The sequence below is a fragment of the Gordonia spumicola genome (genome assembly GCF_009932475.1).
Lineage (GTDB): Bacteria > Actinomycetota > Actinomycetes > Mycobacteriales > Mycobacteriaceae > Gordonia > Gordonia spumicola.
Genome location: NZ_BJOV01000003.1, coordinates 22,047 through 42,302, shown reverse-complemented (window position 1 = coordinate 42,302; position 20,256 = coordinate 22,047). Strand labels below are relative to the sequence as shown.

19 protein-coding genes and 1 pseudogene are annotated in these 20,256 nt (G+C 67.8%); 9 read left to right on the top strand and 11 right to left on the bottom strand.

Annotated features, from left to right (window positions below; genetic code table 11):
• Window positions 1-103: 103 nt before the first annotated feature.
• Entirely contained in the window at window positions 104-1,261 is a 1,158-nt protein-coding gene (locus GYB83_RS06300; RefSeq protein ID WP_161894711.1) for an acyl-CoA dehydrogenase family protein, read from the bottom strand.
• 30 nt (window positions 1,262-1,291) lie between these two features.
• On the bottom strand, window positions 1,292-1,888 hold the full coding sequence (locus GYB83_RS06295) for a TetR/AcrR family transcriptional regulator (RefSeq protein WP_161894710.1): 597 nt from the start codon (window positions 1,886-1,888) through the stop codon (window positions 1,292-1,294).
• 181 nt (window positions 1,889-2,069) lie between these two features.
• On the opposite strand from GYB83_RS06295, the gene GYB83_RS06290 reads away from it, so the two are divergent.
• Window positions 2,070-2,609, top strand: a complete 540-nt coding sequence (locus GYB83_RS06290) for an SDR family NAD(P)-dependent oxidoreductase (RefSeq protein ID WP_161894709.1) — start codon at window positions 2,070-2,072, stop codon at window positions 2,607-2,609.
• Here the strand turns inward: GYB83_RS06290 and GYB83_RS06285 are convergent.
• Window positions 2,606-3,217, bottom strand: a complete 612-nt coding sequence (locus GYB83_RS06285; protein WP_161894708.1) for a phosphoribosylanthranilate isomerase — start codon at window positions 3,215-3,217, stop codon at window positions 2,606-2,608. The two genes, GYB83_RS06290 and GYB83_RS06285, sit on opposite strands and share 4 nt — an antisense overlap.
• A 14-nt stretch (window positions 3,218-3,231) precedes the next feature.
• Window positions 3,232-5,262, bottom strand: coding sequence for an N-acetylglucosamine-specific PTS transporter subunit IIBC (nagE, locus tag GYB83_RS06280; RefSeq protein WP_161894707.1), 2,031 nt, complete (start codon window positions 5,260-5,262; stop codon window positions 3,232-3,234).
• Between the two features lie 175 nt (window positions 5,263-5,437).
• Here nagE and GYB83_RS06275 point away from each other — a divergent pair, with 175 nt between their 5' ends.
• From GYB83_RS06275 to GYB83_RS06255, 5 genes and pseudogenes are all read left to right on the top strand, one after another.
• Window positions 5,438-6,472 carry an iron-siderophore ABC transporter substrate-binding protein gene (locus tag GYB83_RS06275; RefSeq protein ID WP_161894706.1) on the top strand — a complete coding sequence of 345 codons (1,035 nt, stop codon included), beginning with the start codon at window positions 5,438-5,440 and terminating at the stop codon, window positions 6,470-6,472.
• Between the two features lie 130 nt (window positions 6,473-6,602).
• Window positions 6,603-7,449 (top strand): annotated as a pseudogene (locus GYB83_RS06270) (FecCD family ABC transporter permease).
• Window positions 7,446-8,519, top strand: a complete 1,074-nt coding sequence (locus tag GYB83_RS06265) for a FecCD family ABC transporter permease (RefSeq protein ID WP_161894705.1) — start codon at window positions 7,446-7,448, stop codon at window positions 8,517-8,519. The pseudogene GYB83_RS06270 and the gene GYB83_RS06265 overlap by 4 nt, the downstream one beginning before the upstream one ends.
• On the top strand, window positions 8,516-9,316 hold the full coding sequence (locus GYB83_RS06260) for an ABC transporter ATP-binding protein (protein ID WP_161894704.1): 801 nt from the start codon (window positions 8,516-8,518) through the stop codon (window positions 9,314-9,316). Before GYB83_RS06265 ends, GYB83_RS06260 begins: the two co-directional genes overlap by 4 nt.
• Window positions 9,306-10,238 (top strand): siderophore-interacting protein, encoded by a 933-nt coding sequence (locus GYB83_RS06255; RefSeq protein WP_161894703.1) that lies wholly within the window; start codon window positions 9,306-9,308, stop codon window positions 10,236-10,238. The genes GYB83_RS06260 and GYB83_RS06255 overlap by 11 nt, the downstream gene beginning before the upstream one ends.
• Before the next feature lie 72 nt (window positions 10,239-10,310).
• Here the strand turns inward: GYB83_RS06255 and GYB83_RS06250 are convergent, their stop codons facing one another.
• From GYB83_RS06250 to GYB83_RS06240, 3 genes are read right to left on the bottom strand one after another with little or no spacing between them, the layout of a single operon-like run.
• Entirely contained in the window at window positions 10,311-10,847 is a 537-nt protein-coding gene (locus GYB83_RS06250) for a Uma2 family endonuclease (RefSeq protein WP_161894702.1), read from the bottom strand.
• A gap of 53 nt (window positions 10,848-10,900) precedes the next feature.
• Entirely contained in the window at window positions 10,901-11,443 is a 543-nt protein-coding gene (locus tag GYB83_RS06245; protein WP_161894701.1) for a Uma2 family endonuclease, read from the bottom strand.
• A 53-nt stretch (window positions 11,444-11,496) separates the two neighbouring features.
• On the bottom strand, window positions 11,497-12,033 hold the full coding sequence (locus GYB83_RS06240) for a Uma2 family endonuclease (protein ID WP_161894700.1): 537 nt from the start codon (window positions 12,031-12,033) through the stop codon (window positions 11,497-11,499).
• An 89-nt stretch (window positions 12,034-12,122) separates the two neighbouring features.
• Here GYB83_RS06240 and GYB83_RS06235 point away from each other — a divergent pair, with 89 nt between their 5' ends.
• Window positions 12,123-13,529 (top strand): class II fumarate hydratase, encoded by a 1,407-nt coding sequence (locus GYB83_RS06235; RefSeq protein WP_161894699.1) that lies wholly within the window; start codon window positions 12,123-12,125, stop codon window positions 13,527-13,529.
• A 72-nt stretch (window positions 13,530-13,601) separates the two neighbouring features.
• On the opposite strand, the gene GYB83_RS06230 is transcribed toward GYB83_RS06235, so the two are convergent.
• The gene (locus tag GYB83_RS06230; protein ID WP_228461229.1) at window positions 13,602-15,311 is read right to left on the bottom strand and encodes a fumarate hydratase; all 1,710 of its coding nucleotides are present in this window, start codon (window positions 15,309-15,311) and stop codon (window positions 13,602-13,604) included.
• 286 nt (window positions 15,312-15,597) lie between these two features.
• Here GYB83_RS06230 and GYB83_RS06225 point away from each other — a divergent pair, with 286 nt between their 5' ends.
• Window positions 15,598-16,707, top strand: coding sequence for an AbrB family transcriptional regulator (locus GYB83_RS06225; protein WP_161894697.1), 1,110 nt, complete (start codon window positions 15,598-15,600; stop codon window positions 16,705-16,707).
• On the opposite strand, the gene GYB83_RS06220 is transcribed toward GYB83_RS06225, so the two are convergent.
• Window positions 16,610-17,467 (bottom strand): patatin-like phospholipase family protein, encoded by an 858-nt coding sequence (locus GYB83_RS06220; protein ID WP_161894696.1) that lies wholly within the window; start codon window positions 17,465-17,467, stop codon window positions 16,610-16,612. The two genes, GYB83_RS06225 and GYB83_RS06220, sit on opposite strands and share 98 nt — an antisense overlap.
• Before the next feature lie 174 nt (window positions 17,468-17,641).
• Between GYB83_RS06220 and GYB83_RS06215 the strand changes: the two genes are divergently transcribed.
• The gene (locus GYB83_RS06215; protein WP_161894695.1) at window positions 17,642-18,553 is read left to right on the top strand and encodes an aminoglycoside phosphotransferase family protein; all 912 of its coding nucleotides are present in this window, start codon (window positions 17,642-17,644) and stop codon (window positions 18,551-18,553) included.
• Between the two features lie 10 nt (window positions 18,554-18,563).
• On the opposite strand, the gene GYB83_RS06210 is transcribed toward GYB83_RS06215, so the two are convergent.
• Together GYB83_RS06210 and GYB83_RS06205 are read right to left on the bottom strand one after the other, a co-directional pair.
• Window positions 18,564-19,364 carry a tyrosine-protein phosphatase gene (locus tag GYB83_RS06210; protein ID WP_161894694.1) on the bottom strand — a complete coding sequence of 267 codons (801 nt, stop codon included), beginning with the start codon at window positions 19,362-19,364 and terminating at the stop codon, window positions 18,564-18,566.
• Window positions 19,365-19,415: 51 nt separating this feature from the next.
• Window positions 19,416-20,183, bottom strand: a complete 768-nt coding sequence (locus tag GYB83_RS06205) for an IclR family transcriptional regulator (RefSeq protein WP_228461227.1) — start codon at window positions 20,181-20,183, stop codon at window positions 19,416-19,418.
• Window positions 20,184-20,256: the final 73 nt, after the last annotated feature.

Genomic DNA, 20,256 nt, shown 5'->3' with positions numbered 1-20,256 from the left:
TAACAGTTTGCTCGCAACTGCTGGCGGCGTGACATCTGACGCGCGACGGCCCCGGACGTGAACGATGTCACTTCCGGGGCCGTCGTGGTGTGCGTGCTGGTGTCTACAGACCCATGTTCTTGGCGATGATCGAGCGCATCACTTCGCTGGTGCCGCCGTAGATGCGGTTGACGCGGTTGTCCGCGTACAGGCGAGCGATCGGGTACTCGTTCATGTAGCCGTAGCCGCCGTGCAGCTGGAGGCAGCGGTCGATGATGTCGGCCGCGGCCTCGGTGCAGAACAGCTTGGCCGAAGCGGCGTCCGCTGCGGACAGCTCCTTGCGGTCGTACGCCTCGAGAGCGCGGTCGACGACGGCCTCCATCGCGTCGGCCTGCGCCTGGCATGCGGCGAGCTCGAACTTGGTGTTCTGGAAAGCGGCGACCGGCTTGCCGAACACGTTGCGCTCGAGCGTGTAGTCCTTCGCGAAACGGATCGCGGCCACCGCCTGCGCGTATGCGCCGACGGCGATCGAGAGGCGCTCGCGGGGGAGATGCTGGCCCAGGTAGTAGAAGCCCTGGTTCTCCTCGCCGAGCAGGTCCTCGACCGGAACCAGCACGTCGGTGAACGACAGCTCGGCGGTGTCCGAGGTGCGCAGGCCCAGCTTGTCGAGCTTGCGGCCGATGGCGAAGCCCTCGGTCTTGGTGTCGACCACGAGCAGGGTGATGCCGAAGCGACGATCCGACTCGCTCGGCGCGGAGGTGCGAGCGCAGACGATCACGCGGTCGGCGTTGACACCGCCGGTGATGAAGGTCTTCGCACCGTTGAGGACGTAGTGGGTGCCGTCCTCGGTGAGCTTGGCGGTGGTGCGCATGCCCGCGAGGTCCGAACCGGTGCCCGGCTCGGTCATCGCGATCGCGAACATCGTCTCGCCGGACGCCATGCCGGGCAGCCAGCGCTGCTTCTGCTCCTCGTTGGCGTGCTTGAGCAGGTAGGGCAGGCAGAGCGGGATGTGCGCTGCGCTGCCGCCGAGGCTGACGCCCGCGCGGGCCATCTCCTCGGTGACGACGGCCTCGAACTTGTACGAGTCGATGCCCGCGCCGCCGTACTCCTCGGGCACTTCGATGCCGAACAGGCCGAGCTCGCCGACCTTGAGGTAGAAGTCGCGCGGCACGATGCCGTTCTCGAGCCACTCGTCGTACACGGGCACGATCTGGGTCTCGATGAACGCGCGAACGGTCTCCCGGAACGCTTCGTGGTCTTCGTTGTAGATCTCGCGGCGCATCGCCGCCTCCTTCACTTGTCGACTGCTGTTTCAGTTCGGGTCTTGGGGTGCGCCCACCATGCGCAGGGCGAGGGAGGCGAAGTAGTCGCCGACCTCGTGGGGGCTCCTGGATCGGCCGTCGCGGAACCACCGCGAGACGTCGACCGCGAGGGAGGCGACCGCGGTGGTGGTCATGGCGATGTCGCCGATGTGGAACACGCCGTCGCGGACGCCGTCGGTGAGGACTCGTCGGATGGCGGCGTCGATCCCGTGCCGCAGTCCGACGACCTCGGCGAGGTGTTCGGGGGTGAGCTTGGTGAGCTCGTAGTTCACCACGCTCGCACTTTCTCGATGCTGTGCGTGGTAGACGACGAAGTCGCAGACCAGGGTCTTCAGGCGGCTCGGCGCGTCGGCGTCGTCGTCGGCGGCGGCGGCCTCGACGATCGTGAGCAGTTCCCGGTGTCCGGCCCTGGTGATCTCGTAGAGGAGTTCCTCTTTCGACGAGTAGTGCACGTACACCGCGGCCGGGCTCATGCCTGCGGCCGCCGCGATGTGCCGGGTCCCGGTGCCGTGGAAGCCGTGTTCGGCGAACGACGCCATCGCGCCGTTCAGAAGACGCGCGCGCGTCAGCTCTGCCTTCGTCGCCACGGAGTCTCCTTCCACAAAAAAGAGCGATCGCTTACTTTCGCGGGTGACCATACCCCACTCGGCTCCGATCGCGCGATCGGCCGCGATTTCGCGAAATGCCCTTGGCAGTCGATCGAGCGTCTGTCATGCTCAGAAATAAGCGACTGCTTATTTTTGATTCGAGCCGATAGAGGGGACAGACATGACTGGACAACGACAGGCGCGTCGGATCGTGGTGACCGGGGCCAACGCGGGCGTCGGACGGGACGTCGCCGCGCGGCTCGCGGCCGACGGGCACCGAGTGCTGGTCAACGATCTCGACCCGGTGGCACTCCACGAACTCGCGCACGAGATCGGGGCGATCGCCGCACCCGGCGACGACGACGTCGTCGCGTTGGCGAACGAGTGGCTCGGCGGCGTAGACGTCTGGATCGGAACGTCCGAGTCGGTGGCCGACCGGGGGCTCGACGCCTCGGATGACGACTGGGGCGACATGTGGACCGGCGCCGTCATGGCCCACGTCGGCGTCGCCGCCGACCTCGTCGCGCAGTGGACCACCGCGGGAGGCGGAACGCTCGTCGTGATCCCGCCGGTCGGCGGCGTGCCTGCCGATGTCGCCGCGGGTGCGGCGGCCGCGTTCACGCGCTGGATCACCGACTCGCACTCGGAGTCGGGGATCGTCGCGCACACGATCGCCTCGACCGGGCAGGCCGCGGTCGACGAGGTGGCTGCGCTGGTCTAGGGCGTCTGGGCCTCGCGCGCGGCCTTGATGAACGCGCGGACCTTCGCGTGGTCCTTCACGCCGGGGGAGGCCTCGACTCCGCTCGAGGTGTCGACGCCCCAGGGCCTGGCCGCGGCGATGGCGTCGGCGACGTTGTCGGAGGTCAGGCCGCCTGCGAGCAGCCAGGCGCCGTGCACGCCGCGGTCGGCGAGGACCGAGAGGTCCCACGTCTCGCCGGAGCCGGGACGCGGGGCGTCCAACAGGAGTGCGACTTCGCCGTACGCGCCGACCTCCAGCGGTGGGTCGACGGCCAGCGATGTGGCCCGCCACAGTCGGGGGAAGATCGCGGCCGCATCGGCGAAGTCGGCCTCGGTGTACCCGCCGTGCAACTGAAGCACCGAGAAACCGAGGCCCGCGGCGATCCGTGCGGCGTCCGCGGCGGACATGTCGTTCACCACGAGGACAGTGTCGACGCGACCGCCCGCTCGATCGACGATCGAGCGGGCGGTGTCGGCGTCCACGGCTCGCGGACTGGTCCGGTTCATCACGACCCCGACGGCGTCGGCTCCGGCGTCGACGGCCACGTCGACGGTGTCGGGATCGGTGAGTCCGCAGACCTTCACATACATGCGGTCAACGGTACTCAGGTGAGTTCGACGACCGCCTCCTTGTTGTTCATCACCACGACGGGCGTCACGGTCTTGTAGCCCGCGGCCTCGATCTTGGCGAGGTCGACGTTCAGGATCGGCTGGCCTTCGGTGACGGTGTCGCCCGCCTTGACCAGCGGTTCGAAGCCGTCGCCCTTCATCTTGACGGTGTCGAGGCCGACGTGGATCAGGACCTCGGTGCCGTCCGTCAGCTTCAGACCGATGGCATGACCGGTCGGGAAGACGGTGACGACGGTGGCGTCCGCGGGCGCGGTCACCTCGCCCGCGGACGGGAGGATCGCGGCGCCCGGACCCATCATCCCCGACGAGAACGTCTTGTCCGGCACCTCCGACAGCGCGATCGCGTAGCCCTGCAGGGGGCGCTTCAATGCGACGGTCGCGGTCTTCTCCAGGGTCGCGACGGCCGCGGTCGGAGCCTCGGTCTCGATGATCGCGGTTGCGGTGTCATCGGCGGTCGGCGCCTCGATCTGGCCCGACATGAGCTTCTCCATCGCGTCCTTCACGAACTGGACGTTGAGGCCGTAGATCACCTGCACGGAGTTGCCGCCCGGCTTGATGGTGCCCGCGGCGCCCGCCCGCTTGAGCGCCGGTTCGTCGACCTTCGACGTGTCGGCGATCTCCATGCGCAGTCGGGTGGCGCAGTTGTCGAGCTCGGTGATGTTGGCCTTGCCGCCGAGTGCGTCGATGAACTTCGCGGCGGTGCCGACGAAGCCGGCTGACGAGTCGCCGTCCTCCTCGTCGACTTCGTCGTCGTCCTCGCGTCCCGGCGTCTTGAGCTGGAACTTCAGGATCACCCAGCGGAAGACGAAGAAGTAGATCGCGAACCAGATCGGGCCCATGATCAGGATGATCCACGGGTTCTCGGCCATCGGGTTGGTCCAGTTGAGGACCAGGTCGACGAAGCCGCCGGAGAAGCCGAAGCCCATCCGGACGGGGAGCAGTTGGCTGATCGCCATCGAGATGCCCATGAACAGGGCGTGGATGACGAACAGGAACGGCGCGAGGAACATGAATGCGAACTCGAGCGGCTCGGTGACGCCGACGAAGAACGACGCGACCGCGCCGGACAGCAGGATGCCGTAGGCGATCTTCTTGCGCTTGGTCTTGGCGGTCACGTACATGGCGAGCGCGGCTCCGGGGAGGCCGAACATCATGATCGGGAAGAAGCCGGTCATGTACTGGCCGGTGACGCCGTGGACGCCGTGGCCGTCATTGCCTGCAGCGAAGTTGGAGAGGTCGTTGATGCCGGCGACGTCGAACCAGAACACCGAGTTCAGTGCGTGATGCAGGCCGAACGGGATGAGCAGACGGTTGAAGAAGCCGTAGATGCCCGCGCCGAAGGCGCCGAGTCCGACGATCCATTCACCGAAGTTCACCAGGCCGGTGTAGATGAGCGGCCACAGGAACAGCAGGATCAGTCCGACGATCAGCGAGACGCCCGCGGTGACGATGGCGACCGAGCGGCGGCCGGAGAAGAACGACAGCGCGTCCGGCAGCTTGGTGTCTTTGAACCGGTTGTAGCAGAGCGCGCCGATCACGCCGCAGAGGATGCCGATGAACGCGTTCTGGAACGCGCCGGGGGAGAATGCGGCGTTGACGTCCGGCGATTGCAGCATCAGCTTGCCGCCGACCTCGGCGACCTGCTGGCCCGCGCTGATCTTCGTGTCGGCTTTCAGTTCGGAGTTCGCGAACCCGGAGCTGAGCAGAGTCATGACCGAGGCGGGCGCCAGCAAGCTCGTGATGATCAGCCACGACACGAGGCCCGCGAGGGCAGACGTTCCGTCGGACTTCTTCGCCATGCCGATCGAGACGCCGACGGCGAACAGGATCGGCATGTTGGCGATGATCGCCAGTCCCGCGGTCTGCAGGAACGCTGTGACGACATTGGCTTCACCGCCGTTCGCGCCGATTATCCAGTTGGATATGCCGACCAGGATCGCGGCAACCGGTAGTACTGCCACTGGCAGCATGATCGATTTGCCGAGGTTCTGAAGGAATTTCATCATGCGGATCTCGCCCGTTCCTCGGTGTGACGTGGGGAACACTCGGTGTGTGTTCGGCTAGACGATACAACGGAAGGAGTGTTCGAGAAGCCGATTCGGAACCGGATGGCCGCGATGTTAGATTAGGGCAGGCTATCTATAGTTCTGATGGCTCGTCCGATCTCGAAAGGCTCCTCCCGTGCGCATGAAACGACTCGCCGTCCTACTGACAACCGCGGTACTCGCGGCGACCGCGACCGGGTGCTCGAGCACCCCGGACGGGGCGACGTCGTCGTCCGGCGGAACCGGCTTCCCGATCACCGTCACGCATGCGCTCGGGACGACCACCGTCACGTCCGCCGAGCGCATCGCGACCGTCGGCTGGTCGAATCAGGAGGTTCCGCTCGCCCTCGGGGTGGTGCCGGTCGGCATGGCGAAGGCCACCTGGGGCGACGACAACGGCAACGGCGTCATGCCGTGGGTCGAAGACAAGTTGAAGGCTCTCGGCGCGCAGACCCCGGCCATGTACGACGAGACCGACGGCCCCGACTACGAGGCCGTCGCGGCGACCGAGCCCGACGTGATCCTGGCCGCGTACTCGGGTCTCACGGAGGAGCAGTACACCAAGCTGAGCAAGATCGCGCCGGTCGTCGCCTACCCGTCGATCCCGTGGGGCACCACGTGGGAGGAGACGATCGCGCTGAACTCGAAGGCGATGGGTCGCGAGGCCGACGGCAAGAAGCTGATCGCCGACCTGACCGGACAGGTGAACACGGCGGTGTCGGCCCATCCTGAGCTGAAGAGCACGAAGACGCTGTTCGCGTACCTCGAGCCGAACGACATGAGCAAGATCGGCTACTACACGCTCAACGACCCGCGAGCGAACTTCCTCAAGACCGCGGGTCTGCCCGTGCCGTCGGCCGTCGAGTCGTCGTCGGCGACGTCGAAGGACTTCTACGTGCAGGTCAGCGCCGAACAGGCCGACCAGTTCAACGACGTCGGACTCATCGTCACCTACGGTGACGGTTCGACCCTGGCCCGTCTGCAGGCCGATCCGCTGCTCGGCAAGATCCCCGCGATCAAGGCCGGACACGTCGCCGTCCTGCAAGACTCCACTCCGCTCGCCGCCGCGTCGAACCCGTCGCCGCTGTCGATCCCGTGGGGTGCCGCGAAGTACTTCGACCTGCTCGGGCGTGTTGCGAAACTCTCTTCGCCTGTCTCGACGGCCCGATGAACGCCTGGCTGCGTTGTCGTCGGTCGAGATACCTATCGGTATCCCTCCCTCCTCCGCCTTGCCAGCCGTCCATCGGATCCGCCGATCCGAGGCGGAAGAGTTTCGCAACACGCCCAGCGGCATCGGCCAAGTGAGCCGGTCGCCGGTCGCGAAGCGCGTCGGGTGGCTCATCGTCGCCGTCGTCGTCCTCGTGGTCCTGTTCTGCGTGTCGATCGCGTTCGGCAACCGCGTGGTGTCGATGTCCGAGATCGGTGACGCGCTGTTCTCATCGGCCGACACGTTCGGCGAGGCCGCCATCGTCAAGCGGGTGCCGCGGACCGTCCTCGTACATCGGCGTCGCGATCGTCGGCGCCGCGGTCACCGCGGTGTTCGTGTACGCCGTCGGGTCGATGGGCCGCGGCGGCGCGACGCCGTTGAAGCTCGCCCTGTCGGGTGCGGCGACGGCCGCGGCCATCACCTGCCTGATCAGCGCGTTGCTGCTGCCGCGCGTCGACGTGATGTCGAAGTTCCAACGCTGGGAGGTCGGCGGCGTCGGCGGGGCCGAATGGGACCGCATCGCAGTCCTGGCTCCCGTCCTCGGCGTCGGCGCGCTCATCACCTTCGCCTGCGCGCGGGGCATGAACTCGTTGGCGCTCGGCGACGACGTCGCGACCGGGCTCGGGGAGAACGTGGCCCGCACCCGGCTGTTGACCGGCGTCGCCGCGGTGATCCTGGCGGGCGCGGCCACCGCGATCGCCGGCCCGATCGGATTCGTCGGACTCCTCGTCCCGCACGCCTGCCGCGCCCTGATCGGCACCGATCACCGGTGGCTGCTGCCGTTCACCGCACTCGTCGGCGCGTCGCTGCTCGTGCTGTCCGACGTCGTCGGCCGGATCGTCGCGCGCCCCGAAGAGGTGGACGTCGGCGTCGTGACGGCGATCATCGGCGCGCCGTTCTTCATCTGGATCGTTCGCAGGCAGAAGGTGCGTGAACTGTGACCACCGTGCAGGCAGTCGCGGCCGGACGCGCGACCCGACGACGCAGGCGTGCCGTCGTCCTCGCCGTCCTCGGCGCACTGACCATCGGGCTCTTCGCGGCATCGCTGATGGTCGGACTCAAGTTCTATCCGCTTGACGCGGTGATGCGGGTGATCGCGGGCTTCGACTACCCCGGAGCAGGCTGGCTGCGGACCGTGGTCGGCGAGGCGGGCAGCCGCGAGATGTTCACGATCGGTGAGTTGCGCCTTCCCCGCGCGTGTCTCGCCGTGCTGACCGGGTTCGCGTTCGGGTTCGCCGGGGTGACGTTCCAGACGTTGCTGCGGAATCCGCTGGCGTCGCCCGACATCATCGGGATCTCGTGGGGCGCGTCGGCGGCCGCCGTCATCGGCATCGTGATCCTCGGACTGACCGGTCCGACGGTGTCGGTGCTCGCGCTCGTCGGTGCGCTCGCCGCGGCGTGCGCCGTGTACGGACTGTCGATGAACGGCGGATTCGCCGCGACCCGATTGATCCTGATCGGCATCGGCATGGCCGCGATGCTCAGCAGCATCGTGTCGTACACGTTGGCCCGCGCCGCGGAATGGGACATCGCCGCCGCACTCCGGTGGATCACCGGCAGCCTCGGCGACGCGTCGTGGGACCGAGTGGGGCCGGTGGCCGTCATGGTGGTCCTCGTCGTCCCGGTGATGATGTGGTTCGGCCGCGACATGGGGATGCTCGCGCTCGGCGACGACACCGCGGCGGGCATGGGTGTGCGGGTGGAGCGGACACGTCTGCTGTTCATCCTCGGCGCCGTGCTGCTGTTGGCGTTCGCGACGGCAGGCGCCGGTCCGATCTCGTTCGTCGCGTTCATGTCGGGCCCCATCGCCGCGCGTCTCACCTCCCGAGCGGGTGGATCCCCGCTGCTCCCGGCAGGTCTGGTCGGCGCGATCCTGGTGATGTCGGCCGACCTCGTCGGACAGTTCGCGCTGCCGCATCGCTATCCCGTCGGCGTCGTCACCGGCGTGCTCGGCGCACCGTTCCTGATCTATCTGCTCATCCGCGTCAACCGGTCGGGAGGAACTCTGTGACCGTTCACCACACCCTCAGCGCCGACGACATCCGTCTGTCGTACGGCGACCGTGTCATCGTCGACGGTCTCGACCTCGACGTGCCCGCGGGCGTGATCACCTCGATCGTCGGGGCCAACGGCTGCGGCAAGTCGACGCTGCTCCGCGCCCTGTCTCGGCTGTTGAAACCGGAGTCGGGCCGGGTGCTCCTGGACGGCGAGGACATCTCGGCGAAGCGATCGCGCGACGTCGCTCGGGTGTTGGGACTGCTGCCGCAGAGCCCCGTCGCTCCGGAGGGCATCACGGTGTCCGACCTCGTCGGCCGCGGCCGTCATCCTCATCAACGGGCGATGGCCCGCTGGACCGCGCACGACTACGCGGCCGTCGCGGGCGCGCTCGACGCGACCGGCATCGCCGATCTCGCCGACCGCAGCGTCGACGAACTGTCCGGCGGCCAGCGGCAACGTGTGTGGATCGCGATGGCGCTCGCGCAGGAGACCGACATCCTGTTGCTCGACGAGCCGACGACGTTCCTCGACGTCGCGCACCAGGTGGAGGTGCTCGATCTCCTGACCGACCTGCGCGAGGCGCGCGGCACGACCATCGTGATGGTGCTGCACGACCTGAACCTCGCCGCCCGCTACTCGGACCGGCTGATCGCGATGCGGTCGGGGAGCATCCACGCGCACGGCACACCCGAGGAGGTCGTGACGGCCGACATGGTCGCCGACGTCTTCGGTCTCAAGAGTCAGATCCTGACAGACCCGGTCTCGGGGAAACCCGCCGTCATGCCGATAGGGAGGCATCATGTCCGTTGACAGTCCATACGCCGTCGTCCGCGCCCGCGTCCACACAGTGGAGCCGGTGTCGCCGAACTTCGCGCGCATCACATTCGGCGGCCCGGGGCTCGACGACTACGGGACGCCGGGGAGCACCTTCGACCAGCGGATGAAGGTCGTCTTCCCGCCGGAGTCCGGCGTTCTGCCGCCTCTGACGGACTCCGACGACTGGTACGCGGCGTGGACCGCCCTGCCGGAGGGCGATCGCGGCGCGATGCGGACCTACTCCATCCGCGACGTGTCGGTCGACGACGACGGCACGCGCGTCGTCATCGACTTCGTGCTGCACATGGCTCCCGGTTTCACCGGTCCCGCGGCCACGTGGGCGTCGCGTGCCGAGGTCGGCGACGAGGTGTTGTTCGTCGGTCCGCGGCGCGGTCGCCTGGACGGCGGCGGTGTCGAGTACGCACCGGGCGACGCCGAGTCGGTGTTGCTCGCGGGCGACGAGACGGCGGCCCCGGCGATCGCCCGGATCCTCGAGGACTCGCCGACGGACCTGCGCGGTGTCGCGTTCATCGAGGTGCCGACCGAGGCCGACGTGCTGCCGTTCGCCGCGCCGGACGGTGTCGCGGTGCACTGGCTGCCGCGCGACGGCGCCGCCCACGGCGACCTTCTGCGTCCGGCTGTCCTCGCTCACCTCGATGCGGGTGTGACGGCGGTCGGGGCCGACTCCGTCGACGCGCCCGACGGTGACGTCCTCGTCTGGGAGACGCCGGAGTACTCGGGTCTCGGCGAGGAGATCGACTCCACCGCGGCGCCCGTCGACCGCTACTTCTGGATCGCGGGGGAGAGCAAGGTGGTCACCGGGCTCCGCAGGCATCTGGTGAAGGACCTCGGCGTCGAACGCTCCCAGGTCGCGTTCATGGGGTACTGGCGGCACGGCGTCGCGATGAAGGGCTGAGCGCACCGCCGTTCCCCGAGCATTCCGGCTCTCCGAGCGTTCTCCCGTCCCCCGAGCGCAGTCGAGGGGCCGTCAGACGAGGGCGTCGAGGTCTATCGTCACCGGGAACGGGACGTTGGAAGTGTAGGTTCCGGTCACCCAGTCGCCGACGTAGCTGCCGTCGACCAGGGCGAGCGCCTCCAGGCGAGGTGTCCCCTCGAGGTCGACGATCCAGTAGTTCGCGATCCCGGCCTTCGCGTACTCATGCCGTTTGGCGACCAGGTCCGTGGTCCGGCTGCCGGGGGAGAGGATCTCGACGACGAGGAGGACATCGCCTGCCCGAAGCTCCGCATCGCCCTCAACGGCTACGACGATGTCCGGTGCCCGCACGGTCGCCCGGCGCCGGACGTCGATGGTGACATCGACCTCCCCGAGGACTTCCAGGCCGGGCGGACAGGATTGCACGAGTCGACTGAAGATTCGTCCTGCCGCGCGCTGATGGGCTCTCCGCGGTTTCGGCGACACGATCAGGACCCCCTCGACGAGCTCTGACCGCACCGATGTGTCCTCCCCCAAGGCACGCCACTGCTCCAGGGACATCCGTTCGAGGTGTCGCGAAGCCAGGGTCATGAGCCCGATTCTAGGCTCGGCTGTCCGCCCGGACCAGAGCGTTGTCCACAGGGTCAGGCGAAGGCGTCGAGGTCTATCGTCAGCGGGAACGGGGCGTTGGAGGTGTGGGTTCCGGTCACCCAGTCGCCGACGTAGCTGCCGTCGACCAGGGTGAGCGCTTCCAGGCGAGGTGTCCCTTCGAAGTCGACGATCCAGTAGTTCGCGATCCCGGCCTCCGCGTACTCGAAGCGCTTGAGGACGAGGTCGACGCGTCGAGTACCGGGGGAGAGGATCTCTACCGCGAGAAGCACGTCGGCTGCCGTGAGCATCGATTCGTCATCGTTCTCCCTGATGACGACGACATCAGGCACCCGGACGGTGGCCGGTGTCCGAGAGTCGATGACTACGTCGGGCTCGGTCACCGCGGTGAACCCGGGAGGGGCTTGGACGAGGAGGCCTGCACCGAGCTTCGTCAGCACCTTCTGATGGATCAACCGCGGTCTCGGCGACACGATCAGGACCCCCTCCTGAAGTTCCGACCGCGTCGACGTGTCCTCCCCCAAGGCACACCACTGCTCCAGGGACATCAACTCGTTCTGTCGCGAAGCCAGGGGCATGAGGCCGATTCTAGGCTCGGCTGTCGGCCCGGACCAGAGCGTCGTCCACAGGGTCAGGCGAGGGCGTCGAGGTCTATCGTCACCGGGAACGGGACGTTGGAAGTGTAGGTTCCAGTCACCCAATCGCCGATGTACTCGCCGTCGACGAGGGTCAGCGGGAGCAGCCGGGGGCGGTCGTCGACATCGACGATCCAGTAGTTCGTGATCCCGGCCTCCGCGTACTCATGCCGTTTGAGGACGAGGTCGACGCGTCGAGTGCCGGGGGACAGGATCTCGACGACGAGAACCACGTCACGCGCGACGAGCGGCCCGGTCGCCCGCCGTGTGAGGACAAGGTCCGGTCGACGGACGGTGGACGGAAACGCGGAGTCGAGGACGACGTCCACTTCGGGTATCAGGTCGTATTCGGCTGGAAGGACCGCATGCAGGTCGACACCGAGCCGCATGATCGCGCGCTGATGCCTCGGCGACGGACTCGGTGACACGATCAGGACCCCCTCCTGAAGTTCCGACCGCGTCGACGTGTCCTCCCCCAAGGCACGCCACTGCTCCAGGGACATCAACTCGTTCTGTCGTGAAGCCAGGGTCATGAGCCCGATTCTAGGCTTGGCTGTCGGCCCGGACCAGAGCGTCGTCCACAGGTCGGAACATCGGCAGGGGCGTCGTCGTTGAACCGATCATGGCTGCTGAAGACACCGAGTACCGGATCGAACACGACACGATGGGCGAGGTGCGGGTTCCCGCGGCCGCGCTGTGGCGGGCGCAGACGCAGCGCGCCGTCGAGAACTTCCCGATCAGTTTCCGCCCGCTCGAACGCACCCAGATCAGGGCGCTCGGCCTCCTGAAGGCGGCGACCGCACAGGTCAACAGCGATCTCGGGCTCCTCGACCCGGCGAAGGCCGACGCCATCGTCGCCGCCGCCCGCGAGATCGCCGACGGAGCCCACGACGACCAGTTCCCGATCGACGTGTTCCAGACCGGCTCGGGAACCAGCTCGAACATGAACGCCAATGAGGTGATCGCGTCGATCGCTGCGCGCGGCGGCGTCAGCGTCCACCCGAACGACGACGTCAACATGTCGCAGAGCTCCAACGACACCTTCCCGACGGCGACTCACGTCGCGGCAACCGAGGCCGTGGTCCGCGATCTGATCCCGGCACTGGAACATCTGCACACCGCGCTGGCCGGGAAGTCCGCGGAGTGGCGGACCGTCGTGAAGTCGGGCCGCACACACCTGATGGACGCGGTGCCGGTGACCCTCGGGCAGGAGTTCGGCGGCTACGCACGGCAGGTCGAGGCGGGCGTCGAACGTCTCCGCGCCACGCTCCCGCGCGTCGGTGAACTCCCGATCGGCGGCACCGCCGTCGGCACGGGGCTCAACGCACCGGACGGCTTCGGCACGCGCGTGGTGCGCAAGCTCGTCGAACTGACCGGCGTCGACGACCTCCGTCTCGCATCGGACAACTTCGAGGCGCAGGCCGCGCGGGACGGCCTGGTGGAACTATCCGGGCAGCTCAAGACCATCGCGGTCTCCCTGACGAAGATCGCCAACGACGTCCGCTGGATGGGTTCGGGGCCGCTCACCGGCCTCGGCGAGATCGCCCTCCCGGACCTGCAGCCGGGCAGCTCGATCATGCCGGGCAAGGTGAATCCGGTGCTCCCGGAAGCGGTCACGCAGGTCGCGGCGCAGGTGATCGGCAACGACGCCGCGGTCACCTGGGGCGGCGGCAACGGCGCCTTCGAACTGAACGTCTACATCCCGATGATGGCGCGCAACGTCCTGGAGTCGATTCAGCTCCTCGCCAACGTGTCGCGCCTGTTCGCCGACCGCTGCATCACCGGCCTCGTCGCACACGAGGACAGGCTGCGGACGCTGGCGGAGTCGTCGCCGTCGATCGTGACACCGCTCAACTCGGCCATCGGCTACGAGGAGGCCGCCGCCGTCGCCAAGCAGGCACTCCGTGAGGGGAAGACGATCCGCCAGACCGTCATCGACCGCGGGCTGATCGGCGAGAAGCTGTCCCTGGACGAACTCGACGCCCGTCTCGACGTCCTCAAGATGGCGAACGTCGAGCGGCAGCGCTGAGGCTCTCCGCTCAAGGAACGGGAGAGAAACGTGCTCGGGGAACGCGTTGGCGACCCCTCCCGGGGAGGTAGGTCAGCGTTCCTTCGAGCGGATTCGGACACCGGAGATCGGGACGTTGACGGTGCCGGACGGGTCGGTGAAGAAGTCGTTGCCCTTGTCGTCGACGACGATGAAGGCCGGGAAGTTCTCGACCTCGATCTTCCACACCGCCTCCATGCCGAGTTCGGGGTACTCGATCACTTCCTGGCTCTTGATGCAGTCGAGGGCCAGGCGTGCGGCGGGGCCGCCGATCGATCCGAGGTAGAAGCCGCCGTGCGTCCCGCACGCGGTGGTCACCTGCTTGGACCGGTTGCCCTTGGCGAGCATCACCATCGAGCCGCCCGCCGCCTGGAACTGCTCGACGTAACTGTCCATGCGGCCCGCGGTGGTCGGTCCGAACGAGCCGGACGCCATGCCTTCGGGAGTCTTCGCCGGTCCCGCGTAGTACACCGGGTGGTTCTTGAGGTACTCGGGCATCGGCTGCCCGGAGTCGAGGAGGTCCTTGATCTTGGCGTGGGCGATGTCGCGTGCGACGACCAGCGGGCCGGTCAGCGACAGGCGCGTCTTGACCGGGTGCTTGGACAGTTCGGCGAGGATGTCGGCCATCGGCTGGTTCAGGTCGATGTCGACGACCTCGCCGCCGGAGATGTCCTCGGCGACGCCCGCGTCGGGCATGTACTGGGCCGGGTCGGTCTCGAGCTGTTCGAGGAACACGCCGTCGGCGGTGATCTTGCCGAGCGCCTGACGGTCGGCCGAACACGACACGGCGATCGCGACGGGGCACGAGGCGCCGTGGCGGGGGAGGCGGACCACACGCACGTCGTGGCAGAAGTACTTGCCGCCGAACTGGGCTCCGATGCCGAACGACTGCGTCAGCTTGAAGACTTCCTCTTCCAGCTCGGTGTCGCGGAAGCCGTGCGCCGCCATCGAGCCTTCGGTCGGCAGGTTGTCGAGGTAGTGCGCCGACGCGTACTTGGCGGTCTTGAGCGCGAACTCGGCGGACGTGCCGCCGATGACCACGGCGAGGTGGTACGGCGGGCAGGCCGCGGTGCCGAGCGAGCGGATCTTCTCGTCCAAGAACTCGAGCATGCGCTTCGGATTCAGGATCGCCTTGGTCTCCTGGAACAGGAATGACTTGTTGGCCGAGCCGCCGCCCTTGGCCATGAACAGGAACTTGTACTCCGGCCCCTTCGGGCCCTGCTCGGTCGCGTAGATCTCGATCTGCGCGGGCAGGTTGTTGCCCGTGTTCTTCTCGTCGTACGTGGTGAGCGGCGCGAGCTGCGAGTACCGCAGGTTCAGCTTGGTGTAGGCGTCGTACACGCCGCGCGAGATCACCTCGCCGTCGTCGACGCCCGTCAGGACGCCTTCGCTCTTCTTGCCCATGACGATGGCGGTGCCGGTGTCCTGGCACATGGGGAGCACGCCGCCCGCCGAGATGTTGACGTTCTTGAGCAGGTCGAGGGCGACGAAACGGTCGTTGTCCGACGCTTCGGGGTCGTCGATGATCTTGCGCAGCTGCTTCAGGTGGGCCGGACGCAGGTAGTGGCTGATGTCGTGCATCGCCTCGGAGGTGAGCTTCGCGATCGCCTCGGGGTCGACCTTCAGGAACTTCTGACCGTCCACCTCGAATGTGGAGACGCCCTCGGTGGTGATCAGGCGGTACGGGGTGTCGTCCTGGTTCGCCGGGAGGAGATCGGAATAGAGGAAATCGGGGGCCGATGCAGAGTCGCTCACAGCTCGCATGCTATCGCCCGCATACGACGAGGTCAGAGTAAGGATGCCCTATCTTCGGCGTCGGCGTGCGGGGATTTCACGCGCGATGATCGAAAAAACAGCAGGTGAGCAGGGGTGTGAAGATCTCGTGAAGATTGTCGTCCGCGCCGAGCGAACGGTCCGGACCGCTGTTATACAGAGTCATGTGACAACCACTGAATCCCGCCCCGCAGTACTGCCGCCGCTCACCGTCAGCACGGGTGAGGCCGGGATTCATGAGAGGCCGACTTGAGCTCGACGCGGGCGATATCTCGTCGTGATCCTCTGCGCGTGGGCGCTGTCCGAGGGGGCGGAACGGCTCGGCGTGCCCGCGCCGGCACTCCTCGCGGCGCTCGCCCTCGGTGTCGCCCTCCGCCTGTCCGGAGTGCGAGAGGTCGACGTCCCGTCCGACGTCTCCAAGTGGACGCAGGCGTTCATCGGCGTCATGCTCGGCGGCTACCTGCACGCGGACGCGATCCGCGCCGTCGGCCCGGCGTTGGTGCCGTTCCTGACGGTGTCGGTGCTGACGATCTTCCTGACCCTGGTGTTCGCGTGGGCCGTCGCACGGTGGTCGCCGATCATCGACCGACGTACCGCCACCCTCGGGCTGATGGCGGGCGGATCGTCTGCCGTCGTCACCATGTGCGACGACTTCGGCGCCCGCAAGGACATCGTCGGCTTCATGCAGTACAGCCGGGTGCTGCTCGTCAGTCTGACGGCGCCGTTCGTGATGATCGGCGTCGCCGGATCGGCCGAGACGCCCGCCGTCGAGCACGCCCTGTGGATCGTCGGGCGCGGCGATCAGGTCGCGGGACTGTCGACGGCGATCGTCCTCGCCTTCGTCGGCATGTGGCTGGGGCGGCGCCTCCGACTGCCGGGCGGAGGACTCATCGGGCCGATGGTCGTCGCGGCCGTGATCGGCGGCACCGCGCTCAGTCGAGGATTCGCGCCCCAGGGGCCGTTCAAAGAACTGCTGATGGTGGTCGTCGGGCTCGAGGTCGGGCTCATGTTCGACAGGAAGGTCATCCGTGCGCTCGTTCGGGCCGTGCCGATGATCGTCGGCGCGATCGGCGTCATGTGCGGCGTCGTGGCCGGACTGGCGTTCGGCATCGGCGAGCTGACGGGAGTCCCGTTCGCCGACGCCTACCTCGCGACGACGCCGGGCGGGATCAACGCGGTGGTCGCGAGCGCGTCGAGTTCGGCCGACTCGAACATGGCGTTGATCGCGACCACTCAGAGTCTCCGGCTGATCGTGGTCGTCCTCGCGTTGCCGCTCGTCGTCTCGCTGATCACGAGGACGGGACGTCCACGTAGTCGGCAGGCGCCTTTCGCCGCCCACCGTCGACGTCGAGGAACGGCCCCGCTGTCCGGTACGCCTCCACGATGAGGTCGTCGGCCCGGCCGAAGTCGAGGGCGCCGACAGCGATCGGGCAGGGCGGCGGGACGACGATCAGCTCGGCGTCGTCGGAGTACTCCCGGATGTCGGAGACGAGCCGCCGGTGGATGAGGAGCGCCATCGTGTGCAGCAGGATCTCGGCGACGTTGTCGGGCGTCGTCTCGGCGGAGCATGGTTGGCCGCACGGCAACACGTAGACGATGTCGGCGCCGCGTTCCACCGCGGGCGCGAGCGCGGTGTTGTCGGAGACGCCGCCGTCGACGAGCGACCTGCCGTTCCACGAGACGGGAGGCAGCAGTCCCGGTATCGCACTGCTGGCGAGCACGGCGTCGATCGCGGGTCCGGCCGAGAGCGCCGCTTCGTCACCGGTCAGCAGGTCGGTCGCGATCACCGTGAGATCGATGGGCGCGTTCTCGAGTCTGTCGAAGGTGAGGTGACGTTCGACGAGGGCCCGCATGCCACTGTCGTCGAACATCGACGGCTTGCGGCCGCGCAGCGCGTTGACGACCTGCCGGACGCTCGGCGGGAACAGCTCCCATGCCGTGAGCCCGCGCCAGACGTCGCCGAGGTCGTCCAGGGCCTGCCCGGTGAAGCCGTGACCGGAGATGAACGACGCGTTCAGTGCGCCCGCGGAGGTTCCGATCAGCATGTCGGGCACCACGCCTCGTTCGCGCAGGGCCTGCATCATCCCGACCTGGACGGCGCCCAGATTGGCGCCGCCCGCGAGGACGAAGGCGGTTGTCGTCGCCATGCCTTCAGTTTAGGGTGTGTTGCAAACTCTTCCGCCTCGGATCATCGGGCCGTCGAGACAGGCGAAGAGAGTTTGGCAACACACCCTAGGGCGGACGATCCGGCGACGTCCTGATCCCGACCGCCGCATGTTCCGCGATGCGCGGTGGGGTCGGGCCGTCCGTACGCTGGAACAGTGCGTGTACCCGACGAGTTGGCGGCCCGACGGGCCCTGGGACCGGAGTGGACCGACTGGTTGGACAGGCTTCCGAAGTTGTGCGACGGCCTCGTCGCCGAATGGAGTCTGCGGGTGACGGGCGAGCCGACCAACGGGTTCGCGTCGATCGTGATCCCGGTCCGCGGCGAGGACGGCGACACGATGCTCAAGATCGGGTTCGACGGTTCGCCCGAGACCGAACACGAGCATTTGGCCCTGCAGTACTGGGCGGGAGACGGCACGGTCCGGATGTTCCGCGCCGATCCGGCGCGCCGAGCGATGCTGTTGGAACGACTGCACGACCGCGATCTGACGGGGGAGTGGGACCTGCACGCGTGCGAGATCGTCGCCGGTCTGTATCCGCGACTGCACCGGCCCGCGCCCGGCAGGCTGCGCCCGCTCACCGGGTTCGTCGACGCGTGGCTCGACGCGCTCGCGGCGGACGCGCGGGACATTCCGGTGCCGCGCAGGCTGATCGATCGAGCGTTGTCGAAGGGGCGGGACCTGGTGTCCGACCCCGATTCGGTCGGCCGGATCATCCACGGCGACCTTCACTACGAGAACGTCCTCGCAGCCGATCGGGAACCGTGGCTCGTCATCGATCCGCAGCCGATGTCGGGCGACCCGCATTTCGAGGTCGCTCCGCTGTTGATCAACCGATGGTCCGAGATGGACGGGTACCTCCGGGAGTCGATCCAACGACGGTTCTTCACGGTCGTCGAGGCGGCCGGGTTCGACGAGGACCGGGCCAGGGACTGGGTGATCGTCCGGATGATCCTCGACGCACACTGGGCCGTCGACGACGCCAAGCGGATGAACCGCGACCTCGACGCTTCCGAACGCGACGCGATCACGCGGGCGATCGCCGTCGCGAAGGCCGTCCAGCGGTAGTCGGGTGGTGTCAGACGAGCATCCGGGTGCGGAGTTTGTCGATCGTCGCCTGATCGATGCCCAGGCCCTTGCGGACGTAGCGGTCCATGCTGCCGTAGAGCCGCTTCACCTGGTCGTATGCGGCGTTAAGCCAGGACAGTTCGACGGCGTCGTCGCGACCAAGGTAGGTGTTCGACTTCATGAAGTCGGCCTCGATGTCGGCGCGTGAGACACCCAGGATCGACAGGATGATCGCCGTTCCCCAGCCGGTGCGGTCCTTGCCCGCGCTGCAGTGGTAGACCACGCCGCCGGGATTGGTCGCCGCGGCCTTCACGAGATCGCGGAAGGCGGCGTCCGAGCCGACGAAGCTCACCATGAACGGGTAGCCGATGCTCTGGCCGACGTTCGACGACTTCGTGGTGTAGGCGTCGATCAAGGCCCTGCCGAGGGTGACGGGGACGAACTCGTGGAACCACAGTCCGCTGTTCAGGCTCACGACGTCGGCCACCTGGTACCGGATGCCCGCCGGCATCTGATCGGGGTCCTCGTCGCGTTCGGAGGCGTTGCGCAGGTCCACGTCGAGCGTGATCCCGAGGTCGACGAGCGTCTGTTTGTCGGTGTCGGTGAGGTTGCTCAGCTTGTTGGAACGGAAGAGCTGCCCGGTGCGGACCGTCTTGCCGTCGGCGGCCGGATAACCGCCGATGTCGCGGAAGTTGGACGCGCTCTGCAGCCGCGGTGCGGCCTGGGCCGTGCCGGGTGCGAGTGCGATGGACGCGAGCACGACAAGCACGATCGCGAAAGCGCGCGTGCCGAAGTCACCGAGGGTTCTCACGTGCGCAGCCTATCCCGGAAGAATCGGACGCGCAGGGGTCGGCACAGATCGTCAGCCGCGCCGTCCGGACAGGCGCAGCGTCAGGCGGTGGGCGTGGACGAGCAGCGCCGCGCCGAGCTCGGCCCGTCGATCGTCGGCGAATCGGGTCTCGACTCCGGTAAGGCTGACGGCCCACGCCGGTTCTCCGCGACTGTCGAACACGGCGGCGGCCATGCCCCAGCTGCCGTCGACGAGCAGGGCGGGGTTCGTCGCGTAGCCGTCGATCCGGGTGGCGGCGACCCGCCGCATCAGCTCCGAGGTCGAGTGGTGTGCTCCCCAGACGGGCACCAGGTCGGTGCGTTCGACGTACTCGGCGACGTCGCGGTCGGGCATCGTCGCCAGGATCACCAGCCCGGCGGACGCCACGCCGAGCGGGAATCGGATTCCTGGATGCAGCACGTGCGAGCGCAGTGGAAAGCTGCCCTCCTCCTCGGCGATGCAGACGGTCTCGTCGCCGCGTCGGGCGGAGAGGTACGCGCTCTCGCCGGTCTGGCGAGCGAGGTCGCGGAGGATGTCCGACGCCGCCGAGGTGATGTCGTAGCGGACCGAGGCGGTCGCGCCGAGCAGATACAGCTCGGGCCCGAGCGACCACCCGCCCGTGGTGCGGGAGCGATCGACGAAGCCCTCGTCGGCAAGGGAACCCAGCAGTCGGTGGACGGTTGGGCGCGCCAGTCCGGTGCGCCGGGCCAGCGTCGACGTCGACTGTCCGTCGCTGTCGGCGATTGAGCGCAGGAGTGCGGCGACGCGACCGATCATGTCCGGACCCGGGGCTGTCGACATCGTTTCAATATACGTTCACTGAGTGAACAGCATGGGAGTTCACGTTCGCCGAGCGAGCAATCTCGCCGGGGGC